We start from the raw sequence: 13,361 nt of genomic DNA on the forward strand, positions 1-13,361 counted from the left end.
AATCGTAATAGGGTCCGAAAATAGGCGCGTTCCCGATATAAGCAGCTCAAGAAAAATAGAATTCAGCCTGTTAAATAATTGCCCATAGCGGCATAGTTCGAATGGCCTGTTCTTATCGCGGCGCTGCATTAGCGCTGCTTTTTTCTTTCATTACCCTTATTGACTTACAGGCCTCGCCAGCGCTTGCGCAAGCAATCGGCGAGCCCAGTAACCCGGAAACGTGGCGCACAGAAGAATACTATGAGCAATGGGGGTTGGGTTTCATTCGTGCCGCAGACGCTTATGCGTTAGGCCTGGACGGCAGCGGCGTGAAAGTCGGGGTTGTTGATACTGGAGTTAATCCTCACCTCCCTGAGTTTTTGAATCGCATCGGTGGCGGGTATGACTATGTGAACAATACTGCCGTAATGACCGATAGCATCGGGCATGGCACGATGGTCGCGTCGGTGATCGCGGCAAACCGGGACGGTGTTGGTATGCACGGTGTTGCTCCCGGTGCGATGATTTACGCCGCACGCGCCGTTACGAACACTGATGACGATAGCGATGATTCCCGGGTCGCTGCGGCCTGGAATGATTTGCTTGGCCAAGGTGTACGCATCATCAACAATAGCTGGAGCCTCAATGAGCGACAGATTACCTACGAGCCCGCAGATTACTGGTTGACGCAGATGCCGGATGTGGTTGCGGCTGCACGCAGAGCCGTGGGCGCGGACGCGTTGATGATTTTCCCTGCCGGCAATACGGGTGGTTCGAATCCAGAAAGCCCCGCCGGTCTGCCTCTTTACGTGCCCGAGCTGGAACCAGGGTGGCTGGCAGTTTCGTCGGTTTATCCTATTTTCGGAAAGGCATTCTACTGGGCCAATGGTTGTGGCGTGGCCAAGCGTTGGTGCCTGTACGCGCCAGGGGTGGCCATTATGGCCGCAACGGCAGGCGGCAGCTATGAAACCAGGACGGGAGCGTCGCTTGCCGTTCCCCATGTGGCGGGTGCCGCGGCATTGGTGGCTCAGCGATTCCCTTATATGACGATGGCGCAAGTACGTCAGGTCTTGTTGGGCACTGCCGGAGATATGGGTGAGCCAGGTGTAGACGAGGTATACGGCTACGGTATCCTCGATGTTGGCAAGGCGGTTCGCGGTCCAGGGAAATTCGATTGGGGGGATTTCCATGTTTCGTTGGACCAAGGGCGCAGCACATGGAGCAATGACATTACTGGTAAGGGCGGCTTGATCAAATCCGGCGCTGGATCGCTGGAATTGACCGGCAACAGCACGTACACCGGTAAAACGCGCGTCGATGGCGGTGAGCTTGCCATCGCAGGCAGTATTGCTTCGAACACGACGGTGGGCCGGGGTGGTTTGCTGTCCGGTAACGGCATCATCATTGGCAATCTCGATAACGCAGGCATCGTGGCGCCGGGCTTGCCTGGCGAGGGAAGAGCATTGTTCATTGGTGGGAATTATGTTCAGCGCCAAGGAGCCAGCCTACTGGTGCAGATCAACGAGCGGCAGGAGGCGAGCGTTCTGTACGTCAGTGGTCAGGCCCACATCGACGGCGGCAAGGTCGCGGTGATGATGAGGCTCAGCGATTATCGCGGCGACAGGCGTTATACGATTCTGTCAACGGGAGAGGGGGTCTCGGGGCGGTACGACGAGCTGTGCAAATGCTTTGCGTTTTTAAATGTGTCGCTGGCATACGATGCACGGCACGTTTACTTGGATGTTGCACGTAATGGTGTGGCGTTTGCCGATGTAGGGGAGAGTGATAACCAGCGATCGGTGGGCGCGGCGATCGAGCGTATGGGCGTGACGGCAATGGCCTCTGCCGAGGCGAGCGCAGCAACGGCAGAGGCAACAATGCCAGATGCTGCGATGCCAGGCGGAGCAATACCAGATGCAGAAACCCCTGACAGAGTAGCACCAGGTGCAGTAACGCCCAGTGCAACCGCAACTGTTGCTGAGGTGACAACAAATGCGGACTTATCCCTGTTTCAGCGGATCCTTTTGATTGATACCCCTGCAGCGCGCGCCGCGTTCGATAGTTTGTCTGGAGAGTTGCATCCCAGCATCGCATCCGCCCTGATCGATGACAGCCGCTATACGCGCGATGCCATCACGAATCGCCTGCGCACGGCAGTCGGAGGCGCAGGCGAATCCTCGGCGTTGAGGTCGCTGTACGCTAGCGCGACGCACCCTCTGAGCGATAGGGTCTCGGTTTTGGAACCTGCAGTCGCGACATGGGGCCAGTTCTACGGCGCGTGGGGACATATGTCATCGCCTGGCAGATCCGCTCAACTGCAGCGCTCAGCTCGTGGGTTTTTTCTCGGCGCCGATACGGCGATGGGTGATTCCTGGCGAGCCGGTGTGATGGGCGGCTTCGGGTCCAGTTCTCTGCGGATGGGTGCACGCTCGTCCTCGTCCTCGGTCGATAGCTACACGCTGGCGGCTTATGCGGGCGCGCAGTACGGTGCGACGTCCTTGCGCTTTGGCGCCGCTCATACCTGGCATGACATTGACGCCAAACGCAGCGTATCGTTCTTGTCCGAGCGCGCAAACAGCGATTATCACGCACGCATCGCGCAGGTGTTTGGCGAGGCGGGGTATCAGTTTGATGTGGACGGTGCTCAGTTCGAACCTTTTGTACAGCTGGCCTATGTGCGTCTGCATACGAACGGTTTTGAGGAGGGTGGTACCGTCGGTTTGAAGGCACGCAGCGCCAATCACGATGCGACGTTCAGTACGTTGGGTTTGCGCGCTGAAACGGTGCTGGGCAACGCAGAGACGAGCACGCTGTCGATTCATGCCATGATGGGTTGGCAACACGCATTCGGTACGTTGTCGCCTAAATCAACATTCTCATTTATCGATGGATCGCCATTCACCATTGAAGGCGTGCCGTTGGCTCGAGATGCGTTGGTGCTGGATGCGGGGCTGAGTATCGCTGCAGGAAAAGCGTTGAACATCGACTTTTCGTACATAGGACAATTGGCACAGAACTCGACGAATCAAACGGGCAGGGTAAATTTGATTTGGCGGTTTTGAGTCAACACCAGCTTGGCGCCAAAGAGAGCGAGCTTTCAGTGTTACGTAATTTTTGGTGTTTATATTGCAATAATAAATTACTATTCGAACACTTTTTCAACGATTCTCCCGTAAGGCGTTGTTCGAATGGCTCACGCAGCTGGCGGTGTATTACGAAAATTATTCCTATATTTCATCGCGACTACCGGCCTGCAACCGGCGCCGGTTTACGCGCAGACATCCGGTGATCTGAGCAGTCCAGACACGTGGCGCACCAAAGAATATCTCGCGCAATGGGGATTGGACGCCATTAACGCAGCCGATGCCTATGCGTTGGACTTGGACGGCAGTGGCGTGAAAATCGGAGTCGCCGATACCGGTATAGACCCTAATCACCCTGAGTTCTCCGGCCGCATTGGGGGCGGGTATGACTATCTGGATAATACGGCTACGCTGACAGATAGTTACGGGCATGGCACGATGGTTGCCTCAGTCATCGCCGCAAACCGCGATGGTGTTGGCATGCACGGCGTAGCGCCGGGCGCCACCGTGTACTCCGCGCGTATCCTGGACGAGGATGATTCCTTTAGTCAATTTAACCGCCCCTACATGGCCGCAGCCTGGGACGACCTCATCAGCCAAGGCGTGCGCATTATCAACAACAGTTGGGGTTCGAGTGGCACCTCGATCACAGACGAGTCGGCGGAGTATTGGCTGACGCTCCAGCCTAATTTGATTGCGGCTGCGCGCCGGGCGGTCAGCGCAGACACGTTGATGATTTTTGGCACGGGCAATAACGGCGCTGCGGATCCACTGAGTCCCGCTGGCTTGCCTTATTACGTGCCGGATTTGGAGTCCGGGTGGTTGGCGGTGGCGGCGATCGCGCCTGCCTACATGCCGGAGTGGTCCAATGAGTGTGGGGTGGCGATGAACTGGTGCCTGGCCGCGCCAGGTGGCAGTGATGGTTGGGCCTGGGATAGTGCCGTCGGGGCATGGGTCTGGGTGAACGATCGTGACGATATTCTCGTAGCGAATTCGGGAGGCGGCTATTCCAGAGAATGGGGTACGTCGCTCGCGGCCCCACATGTAGCGGGGGCCGCTGCATTGGTGGCGCAACGGTTCCCCTATATGACGATGGAGCAAGTGCGCCAAGTGCTGTTGGGGACGGCGTTGGACGTAGGCGATCCCGGGGTAGACGAGGTGTTCGGCTATGGGATTCTCGATGTCGGCAAGGCTGTGAAGGGGCCAGGGAAATTCGATTGGGGTGATTTCCGTGTGACGTTCGATCAAGGCACCAGCACCTGGGGCAATGACATCACAGGTGCTGGCGGATTGATCAAATCGGGCAGTGGATCATTGGAGCTGACCGGCCACAGCACGTATTCTGGCCAGACACACGTCAATGGTGGCCAGTTGATGGTTTCCGGCAGCATCGCGTCGCCCACGTTTGTCGGCGCAAACGGGGTGCTCTCTGGTAACGGCACCATCATCGGGGATCTCGACAGCCAAGGAATGGTGGCGCCCGGTGTGCCTCAACAGGGAGGCACGCTATCGGTCGAGGGCGACTATGTACAGCATCAAAGCGGGAGCCTCTTTGTAGATGTCGCCGCACCGGGCCGTTTGGACGTTAGCGGGCAAGCACACATCGACGGTGCCAGAGTCGATGTCGCATTGAAGCCGGGTGATTATCAGGGTGACCAGCGTTACACCATTCTGTCGACGGGCGACGCGATTTCGGGTCGGTACGATGAGCTGTGCCAGTGTTTTGCGTTTTTGAATGTGGCGCTGTCGTACGATCCGCAAAATGTCTATCTGGATGTCGCACGTAACGGCCTGGCATTTGGCGATGTGGGCACGAGCCACAATCAACGATCAGTCGGCGCGGCGATTGAGAGCATGCAGGGTGTTGCTGCTGTAGGTGATTCAAACACCACCTTGTTTGACCGTGTCCTCCTGATGGACGCTTCCACGGCGCGTGCCACCTTTGACAGCTTGTCTGGCGAGTTGCATCCCAGCGTGGCGTCGGCGCTGATCGACGACAGCCGCTATACGCGCGATGCCATTACGAGCCGATTGCGTACGGCATTTCGACAAGGAGCGACGCAGCCCAGCCTAGTGGCTCAGAACGGCAGCGTGAAGCTCAATACCCGCAATACCGCCTTCACCGCTATGCCCGAGACCTCGACATGGGGGCAGGTATATGGTGCGTGGGGCCACATGTCCTCGGGCAGCACGGCCCAACTGGATCGTTCTTCCAGTGGCTTTTTTGTTGGTGCGGATACGTCTGTCGGCGACTCCTGGCGAGCCGGTTTGATGGGAGGCTTTGGCTCCAGTACGTTCCGCGTGGACAACAGGCAGTCGTCGGCATCTGTGGACAGCTACACGCTGGCGGCTTATACCGGTGCACAGTACGGTGCGACGTCGTTGCGCTTTGGGGCGGGGCATACCTGGCATGACGTTGATGCAAAGCGCAGCGTACCGTTCTTGTCAGAGCGTGCGGATAGCGACTATCACGCCCGCACTGCGCAGTTGTTCGGCGAGGCAGCTTATCAGTTTGACCTGTATGGGGCGCAGCTCGAACCCTTTGCGCAGTTGGCCTATGTGCATTTACATACTGATGGCTTTGACGAGGGCGGTGCAGTGGGCCTGCGTGCACGCAGCGCCAATCACGATACGACCTTCAGCACGCTGGGATTGCGTACGGAAACGGTGCTGGGCACGACAGAGAAAAGTGCGCTGACGGCCCACGCGATGATGGGTTGGCAACACGCATTTGGCGCGTTGTCGCCGAAATCGACATTCTCATTGTCCGGTGGGTCGCCATTTACTATCGAGGGCGTGCCGTTGGCACGAGATGCGTTGGTGTTGGATGCCGGGCTGAGTGTTGCCGCAGGGGACACGCTGAATATCAGCTTCTCCTACATCGGCCAACTGGCACAGAATTCAACGAATCAAACCGTCAGGGGCGATCTGGTCTGGCGGTTTTGATTCGGTCGGGTGATTTTTTATAGCTTGCGCGTCCATACAGAACGGCCATACCTCGGTAACTACGACTATACGGCGTTAAATATTCCGGCCAGACTGCAGGGCGGGGCGATCAAGTATTAGCTCGATATTCTGATCGTTACTGCACTGATTTGTATTGCCGGGGGGCCATACTTGAAGCGGGGGCATTTAACCGTTCGACGTGGCTTGTTCTTGTATTTAATTGCATCTACAATTTGACTATAAGCATCATTTACGATCCGGAAAAAAATGACGCCAACATCCGTAATCGGGGATTGTCGTTTGAGCTGGTTCAGCAGTTTGACTGGGATAGCGTATTAGTTGTTGAGGATGACCGATATGATTATGGTGAACAGCGGTTTCAGGCGCTGGGCATGATCGACGGTCGTTTGCATATGGTGGTTTTCATGGTGCGGGATGACATGCTGCGTGTCATCAGCCTGCGTAAAGCCAATGCCAGAGAGGTAGCACGTTATGAAAAAACCAGATCCTGAAATGATTGACGATCAGAATCCAGAGTGGACGGAGGATATGTTCCGCCGTGCCAAGCCTGCTCGGGATGTATTGCCTCCAGGCTTGCAGGCCAAGCTTGGAATACGCCGTCGCGGGCAACAGATCGCGCCGACGAAGATCCAGACTTCGGTTCGATATGACGCTGATGTCTTGGCTGCGTTTAAAGCAGACGGCCCTGGTTGGCAGTCGCGGATGAACGATGCTTTACGCGAGTGGCTGAGAGAACATCGGCCCACTTTTCGGTAATGCAGCACGAGACACCTCCGGCGACTGCGGACAGCGTCTAAATTGCCGCTCGTCAGTGTTTCCCCAACCCCAGATACACATCAATCACCCGCTTGTCCTGCGCAATATCCGCGGCCGGCCCTTCGATTGTGATGGCGCCGGTTTCCAGGACGTAGGCATAGTCGGCGACTTGCAGGGCGGCGCGGGCGTTTTGCTCGATCAGCAGAATGGATACCCCACGCCGGCGCAACTCAGCGACGATATGGAATACCTCGCGCACGATGCGTGGCGCCAGCCCCAGGCTCGGTTCGTCCAGCATCAGCAGCCTGGGCTTTGCCATCAACGCACGCCCAACGGCCAGCATTTGCCGTTCCCCGCCAGACAGCGTGCCGGATAATTGTGTCCGGCGTTCGCGCAATCTGGGAAACAGTTCATAGACCTCCTGCAGACTGGCTTGATGGTCGCGCTGACCCGTGCGATAGCGGTGAAAGGCGCCCAGCATCAGGTTGTCTTCCACGCTCATCTCGGCGAATAGTTCACGTTTTTCGGGGACCAGGTTCATGCCTGCTGCGACCATTTCCTCGATCTCGGCATGTACGTGAGGCCGGCCGTCGAAGACGATCTCACCGCGCGAGGGCAATACGCCCATGATGGCGGCCAATAGCGTCGTTTTTCCCGCACCATTGGGGCCGATCACGGTCACGATCTGGCCTTCGCCTACACGTAGATTGATGCCCGAGATTGCCTCGATCTTGTCATAGGCGACATGCAGGTCCGTGACTCGCAATAGGTCGCGTGGGGCGGATGGATGCGCGAGCCCGTCTGCGCTCGTGCTGTTCATGGCAGTGCCCGTGGTCATGTTTGAGTTGAGCATCAATCGTCTATGCCTCCGAGATATGCCTCCAGCACGGCGGGATGCGATTGAATCTCCGCAGGCAGGCCCTCTGCGATCTTCTGGCCAAAGTCCATGACCACGACGCGGTCCACCAGACCCATGACGAAATCCATATCGTGCTCCACGAGCAGTATTCCCATCCCCTCGGCACGCAGGCGTCGCAGCAGCTCGGCCAGTTCCTGCTTTTCCTGATAACGCAGGCCGGCAGCAGGCTCATCCAGGAGCAGCAAGCAAGGATCGGACGCGAGCGCACGAGCGATTTCCAGGATGCGTTGCTGTCCCAGCGCCAGCGAGCCTGCCTCATCGTGCAAATGCTTGCCCAGTCCGACGCGTTCGATTTGATGGGCTGCCTCGGCCAAAAGACGTTGCTCTTCGGTCCGGTCCAACCGCCAGGCGGATGGCATAACGCCACAATGGCCGCGCAAATGCGCACCGATGGCGACGTTTTCCAGGACCGTCATGCGGCTCAAGAGTTTGACGTGTTGAAACGTGCGCGATAGACCCAGGCCGGCAATGTGCCGGGCACCGGTTCCCGCGACGGATTTGCCCCGCAGCAGCACTTGCCCCGAAGTCGGCGTGTCCACACCGCTGATCTGGTTGAACATGGTGCTTTTCCCCGCGCCGTTCGGACCAATCAGGGCCAGGATCTCGCCGGCGTGGACGGTGAGGCTCATCGCGTTGTTGGCGACCAGGCCGCCGAACTTGCGCGTGACGTCGCGCGCTTCCAACAGGACGCTGCCTGGCGCAGGCATGTCGCGGCGGGGCAGGGGGTCGGCTTGCCGATTGACTTGCAGCGGAGCCTTTTTGACCGGAACGAGTTTCGCCAAAACAGGCCAAATGCCGCCCCGTGCACGGTGCAGCAACAGGACCATGCCAAAACCGAAAACGATGATTTCGAAGTTCCCGGTTTGTCCCAGCAAACGCGGCATCCAGTCTTGCAGCCATTGCTTCAGCACAGTGAAAATCCCCGCACCGGCAATCGCACCCCATACGTGGCCCGCACCGCCGATCACTGTCATGAACATATACTCGATGCCCATTTGCAGACCGAACGGATGGGGGTTCACAAAGCGCTGCATATGGGCATACAACCAGCCCGAGGCGCAGGCCTGTAACGCGGCGATGAGAAAGATCACCATACGTGCACGCGTGGTGTTCACACCCATGGATTCAGCCATGATGCGTCCGCCTTTCAGGGCGCGTATCGCGCGGCCCTCTCGGGAGTCCAGCAGATTGCGGGTGCACCAGACGGCCAGCATCAAGAAAGCCCAGATGAGGTAGTAGATGCTTGGGCCGGTGTTCAACACCAGGCTGCCGAGCGAGATGGGCGGAATGTCGGGCAGACCAGTATGGCCGCCCAGACCCTGGACAGAACCAAACGCGAGGTACAGGCTCAACCCCCACGCGATCGTGCCCAACGGCAGAAAATGGCCGGACAGACTCAACGTGATCGCGCCTAGCAGCCAGGCAACGATCAGGGTCAATATCAGGCCGACAACCAGCGTGATCCACGGCGATGTGCCCATCCAGGCCAGCCATGCAGGCAAGCTGTCGGCCTGCGTGGTCAGCACCGCGGTGGTGTAGGCGCCCAGCCCCACGAACGCCGCCTGTCCGAAACTCGTCAGCCCCCCTACGCCCGTCAATAGCACCAGACCCAGCGATACCATCGCATACAGACCGATGTAGTTCAGCAGGGTGACGTAGAACGGCGGCAATACCTGAGGCGCCAGCAACAAGAGCGCCAGGAACACCAGGACAATGTGGCGCGGCTTCACTCGTCGTCCTCCTCTTCGACATGATGGCTTCTCAGTGAACGCCAGACGAGCACGGGGATGATGAGTGTGAACACGATGATGTCTTTATAGGCACTGGCCCAGAATGCGGAGAAAGCCTCGATCAGCCCCACGAGCACGGCGCCCGCGGCTGCAATCGGATAGCTCACCAATCCGCCGATGATCGAACCCACAAAGCCTTTCAGGCTGATGAGAAATCCCGAGTCGAAATAGATGGTGGTAATCGGGGCGATCAGGATGCCGGACACGGTACCGATCAAGGCTGCCAGAAAAAAAGTAGCCTTGCCGGCAAGCGTCGGCGAAATCCCCATGAGTCTCGCGCCGAGCCGGTTGAATGCTGCGGCCCGCAGGGCTTTGCCATACATGGTGCGTTCAAAGAACGTATACAGCACCACGATGAGGATCAACGACACCAAGACGACCCAGATCGCCTGGCTGTTGATGTTGATCGGCCCGAGCGGAAAGCTGGCATCGCTGAACGGATCAGTGCGCGCACCCTCGGGGCCAAAGATCAGCAGACCCAGCCCCACCAGGGCCAGGTGTACGGCGATGGACACGATCAACAGCACCAAGGTGGATGCCGACGCGATGGGCTGAAAGAACAAACGATAGAGCTGCGGCCCCATGGGGATCAGAATCGCCAATGCGAGCAGCGCGCGCAGCACCATGGGCAACGAGGCCAACGGCAGCGCATAGAGCAGGGCGGCCAGCGCGAACGGATAACTCAGCTTGATGATCATCCAGCGGCCTATGCGCAGGCCCCCTGTACGGCGGCGCGCCGCGATCACGTCCGCTAGAAATTCCGCTACGGCAAAGCCCGCCAGCAGCCACACCATACGGGTCGGAGTGCCTGCTTGCAGCGCCGCCATGGTCAGCGCGCCAAACGCCACGAACTCGCCCTGCGGAATGAACAGCACCCGGGTGACCGTGAAGACGAGCAAGATGGACAGCGCCAACAGCGCGTAGACCGCGCCGTTGGTAATGCCATCTTGCCCCAGGATCAAGGCGATCTGCGCATTCATGCAGAGGCTCTCCGTTGTCGCATTGCTCGCGTTGTCATCATTTCACAAGCGTCCATTGGCCATTTTTGACGGTGATCAACTCGCGGCCACGATCGTCGAACCCGCTATGGTCGGCTGCACTCATGTTGTAGACGCCTTGGGTACCAATCAGTTCTTTGGTTTGCTCCAGGGCGTCGCGCAATGCGCTGCGGAATTCCTTGGTGCCTGGCTTACCGGCCTTTTGTGCGATCGGCACGGCCTTCTCCAGCAGCAACCCCGCGTCGTAGACGTTCGCTCCAAAAGTGGCGGGTCTGGAACCGTTCAGCTTTTCATAGGCGGCGATATAGTCGCTGGCGACTTTCTTGGACGGATTGCTGTCGGGGATCTCGGGCAATACCAGCATCAAGCTTGCCGCCAGGATCGTGCCCTCGACTTTCTTGCCACCCAATTTCAGGAAATCGGGCAGTGCTGCGCCGTGGGTTTGATAAAACTTGCCCTTGTAACCCTGATCGAACAGCGTGGCTTCTGGCAGGACGCTCGCCGCGCCGGGAGCAGCGATCAACACGGCATCCGGTCGTGCCGACAGCAGTTTCAGCGACTGGCCTGTGACCGAGCTGTCGGTGCGCATATATCGCTCGTTGGCGATGATCTTGATGCCTTTTTCCGTCGCCAGCCCGGAAAAAACCTTGTACCAGTTCTCGCCATACGGATCGTTCAGGCCGATGAAGCCGACTGTCTTGATGCCCGTCTTGGCCATGTGATCGACCAACGCGCGTGCAATGATGTCATCGTTCTGCGTGGTCTTGAACACCCATTTTTTCTGGTCCGTCATCGGCAGCACGACCGCTGCGGTGCCAACCGGAGCCAACATGGGAACGCCAGCCTCGGCGACAAACTGAATCACGCCCATCGCGTTCGGCGACCCTGAGGGGCCAATGATGGCGTCCACGTTTTCCTCGGAAATCAGTTTCTTGAACGCCGTGACGGACGCCGTGGGATCGCTGGCATCATCCAGGGAAATGTACTGCACGTCGATATCGCCGATTTTTTTTGGCAACAGCGGTACCGAGTTCTTCTGCGGGATACCCACCAGCGCCGTGGGGCCGGTCGAGGACGTTACAACGCCCACTTTCATTTGTGCCCAGGCGGGTAGGGCGCAAAAGGTAGCCAGGACGGCTGCGGCCGCCAGCGAGACAGTCTTTGAATGCATGGCAAATCCTCCGAGAGGGAGAGAAACAAATGCTGCAATGAGGGAATAAGACGACGACGGAACTGCTCTGCGGTACGAGCGCAATGCGATGTCAGATCGTGATGGAACTCACACTGGCGCCGCCGCAGACATACAAGGTTTGGCCCGTCACGAAACTATTGGCGGGATCTGCAAAAAACATCACCGCGCGGGCCACATCATCCGGCAGGCCCACGCGTTGTACCGGGATGCCGCGCGCGAGCTGCTGTTCGCGCTCGCTGCCGGCGGGAATGACATCGTGGAACATGTCCGTTTTGATCGGGCCCGGGGCGACGACGTTGACCGTGATGCCATGCGGGGCCAGCTCTAACGACCACGTGCGCGCCATGCCTATCATGCCGGCCTTGGTGGCGGAGTACGCCGTGCGCGTAGGCAGCCCGAGCGCGCCGCGCGAGGACATCAGCACAATACGGCCGAACTTGCGTTCCTGCATGCCAGGCAGGGCTGCCTGCACCAGGCTGATGGCAGCGCCCAGATGCAATTGGGTCAGTCCGTGCAATTGCTCTTGCGTGACGTCGGGCAGCAGATTGGGCCAGATGACGCCTGCGTTATGCACAATATGGCTGATGGGATAATCCTGCGCGATTTGCGCGGCAGCCTGGGCGGTGGCTTTCGCATCCAGCAAATCCGCCTGCACGCTGATCAAACGTTCGTGCGTGAAATCGGGATCGCGCCGCGCCAGCGACACGACGCGCCAGCCGGCATCGAGCATGCTGCGGCAGATTTCGGCGCCTATCCCGGCGCTGCCGCCAGTGACCAACGCGACGTAGTCCGTGTTTTGCATGATTTTCCCTGTGATCTGTATATCGTCTCGTGCGAATTGCCGCAGGTCAATGCGTGGCATCCCGCGTAGCCTGTGCGGCCGCGGATGGGGTAAGGGCCAATACCCGCAATGGGCTACCCGAGCCTTTGCGGATTTTCAGCGGCGCCGAAAAAATGACTGCGCCGGTGGCTGGCAACTGATCCAGGTTCGTCAGGCACTGTAGGCCATAGCGGTTGTTTCCATGCATGTAGTAATGGCAGGGATAGGGCGGATCCAGATGCTGGGCCTGCCCTGCATCGGTGCCAACGGATTCCGTGCCAAAGCCATGCACGTCGCGTTCGCGTATCAGCCACGGCACGACTTCCGCGTCGGGCCCGGGCGAGTGTGCACCGTCATCACGCATATTCAGATAGTCCACGGGCTTGGCGCGCTTGGACCAGTCGGTGCGCATCAGCACCCAACTGCGCGCGGGAATGCGACCATGAGTGGCCTCCCATTCGCGCACATAATCTATCGTCAGCAGAAAATCGGGATTGTCGCGAGCAGGCTCCGAGCAATCGATGACGCACGCCGAGGCGATGAACGCCTCGATCGGAATGGTGTCGACGGTATTATCGGGTTGATCCTTGCCGGACACCCAATGCGCGGGCGCATCGAAGTGCGTGCCGGTATGCTCGGAGCAGGAAAAATTATTCCAGTACCAAGCCGGACCTCGTTCGTCATAGCGGGAGATTTCCTCCAGACGGAACGGCCAGGCCTGGCCGAATTCCGGCGGCAGCACGATGGTCGGGAATTCCGGCGTCAGGGTTTCGGTCAGGTCCACGATGCGAATGCGGCCACTCATCAATTCGCTCATGAACTGGGTCAATACATGGGTATCCATTACCAAGGCTCCA

The 13,361-nt window shown here is 58.6% G+C and carries 10 protein-coding genes; 4 read left to right on the top strand and 6 right to left on the bottom strand.

Annotation, left to right across the window (positions count from 1 at the left end; all coding sequences use genetic code 11):
- Window positions 1-101: 101 nt before the first annotated feature.
- The 4 genes from ACNA0J_RS13270 to ACNA0J_RS13285 all read left to right on the top strand — a co-directional run bounded on the left by ACNA0J_RS13270 (window position 102) and on the right by ACNA0J_RS13285 (window position 6,785).
- Window positions 102-3,041, top strand: a complete 2,940-nt coding sequence (locus tag ACNA0J_RS13270; RefSeq protein ID WP_415819325.1) for an autotransporter domain-containing protein — start codon at window positions 102-104, stop codon at window positions 3,039-3,041.
- Window positions 3,042-3,167: 126 nt separating this feature from the next.
- Window positions 3,168-6,008: an autotransporter domain-containing protein gene (locus ACNA0J_RS13275; RefSeq protein ID WP_415819326.1), complete on the top strand. Its 2,841-nt coding sequence runs from the start codon at window positions 3,168-3,170 to the stop codon at window positions 6,006-6,008.
- A gap of 233 nt (window positions 6,009-6,241) precedes the next feature.
- Window positions 6,242-6,520 (top strand): BrnT family toxin, encoded by a 279-nt coding sequence (locus ACNA0J_RS13280; RefSeq protein WP_415819327.1) that lies wholly within the window; start codon window positions 6,242-6,244, stop codon window positions 6,518-6,520.
- The gene (locus ACNA0J_RS13285) at window positions 6,501-6,785 is read left to right on the top strand and encodes a BrnA antitoxin family protein (RefSeq protein ID WP_415819328.1); all 285 of its coding nucleotides are present in this window, start codon (window positions 6,501-6,503) and stop codon (window positions 6,783-6,785) included. Before ACNA0J_RS13280 ends, ACNA0J_RS13285 begins: the two co-directional genes overlap by 20 nt.
- 52 nt (window positions 6,786-6,837) lie before the next feature.
- Here the strand turns inward: ACNA0J_RS13285 and ACNA0J_RS13290 are convergent, their stop codons facing one another.
- The 6 genes from ACNA0J_RS13290 to ACNA0J_RS13315 form a co-directional block, all read right to left on the bottom strand.
- Window positions 6,838-7,605, bottom strand: coding sequence for an ABC transporter ATP-binding protein (locus ACNA0J_RS13290; RefSeq protein ID WP_415819329.1), 768 nt, complete (start codon window positions 7,603-7,605; stop codon window positions 6,838-6,840).
- 32 nt (window positions 7,606-7,637) lie between these two features.
- A complete protein-coding gene (locus ACNA0J_RS13295) occupies window positions 7,638-9,434 on the bottom strand; it encodes a branched-chain amino acid ABC transporter ATP-binding protein/permease (RefSeq protein ID WP_415819330.1) in 1,797 nt (598 codons plus the stop codon).
- Window positions 9,431-10,474: a branched-chain amino acid ABC transporter permease gene (locus ACNA0J_RS13300; RefSeq protein WP_415819331.1), complete on the bottom strand. Its 1,044-nt coding sequence runs from the start codon at window positions 10,472-10,474 to the stop codon at window positions 9,431-9,433. Before ACNA0J_RS13300 ends, ACNA0J_RS13295 begins: the two co-directional genes overlap by 4 nt.
- 37 nt (window positions 10,475-10,511) lie before the next feature.
- Window positions 10,512-11,663 (bottom strand): ABC transporter substrate-binding protein, encoded by a 1,152-nt coding sequence (locus ACNA0J_RS13305; protein ID WP_415819332.1) that lies wholly within the window; start codon window positions 11,661-11,663, stop codon window positions 10,512-10,514.
- A 91-nt stretch (window positions 11,664-11,754) separates the two neighbouring features.
- Window positions 11,755-12,486, bottom strand: a complete 732-nt coding sequence (locus ACNA0J_RS13310; protein WP_415819426.1) for an SDR family NAD(P)-dependent oxidoreductase — start codon at window positions 12,484-12,486, stop codon at window positions 11,755-11,757.
- 46 nt (window positions 12,487-12,532) lie between these two features.
- A complete protein-coding gene (locus ACNA0J_RS13315; RefSeq protein WP_415819333.1) occupies window positions 12,533-13,348 on the bottom strand; it encodes a cyclase family protein in 816 nt (271 codons plus the stop codon).
- Between the last annotated feature and the right edge of the window lie 13 nt (window positions 13,349-13,361).

This window comes from Bordetella tumbae (assembly GCF_965139195.1).
GTDB classification, from domain to species: domain Bacteria; phylum Pseudomonadota; class Gammaproteobacteria; order Burkholderiales; family Burkholderiaceae_B; genus Bordetella_A; species Bordetella_A tumbae.

Bases quoted from the DNA above. Each gene is read 5' to 3' on its own strand.
- ACNA0J_RS13300 (WP_415819331.1), bottom strand. From the start codon at position 10,474: ATGAATGCGCAGATCGCCTTGATCCTGGGGCAAGATGGCATTACCAAC.
- ACNA0J_RS13285 (WP_415819328.1), top strand. From the start codon at position 6,501: ATGAAAAAACCAGATCCTGAAATGATTGACGATCAGAATCCAGAGTGG.
- ACNA0J_RS13305 (WP_415819332.1), bottom strand. From the start codon at position 11,663: ATGCATTCAAAGACTGTCTCGCTGGCGGCCGCAGCCGTCCTGGCTACC.
- ACNA0J_RS13290 (WP_415819329.1), bottom strand. From the start codon at position 7,605: ATGAACAGCACGAGCGCAGACGGGCTCGCGCATCCATCCGCCCCACGC.
- ACNA0J_RS13270 (WP_415819325.1), top strand. From the start codon at position 102: ATGGCCTGTTCTTATCGCGGCGCTGCATTAGCGCTGCTTTTTTCTTTC.
- ACNA0J_RS13315 (WP_415819333.1), bottom strand. From the start codon at position 13,348: ATGGATACCCATGTATTGACCCAGTTCATGAGCGAATTGATGAGTGGC.
- ACNA0J_RS13275 (WP_415819326.1), top strand. From the start codon at position 3,168: ATGGCTCACGCAGCTGGCGGTGTATTACGAAAATTATTCCTATATTTC.
- ACNA0J_RS13310 (WP_415819426.1), bottom strand. From the start codon at position 12,486: ATGCAAAACACGGACTACGTCGCGTTGGTCACTGGCGGCAGCGCCGGG.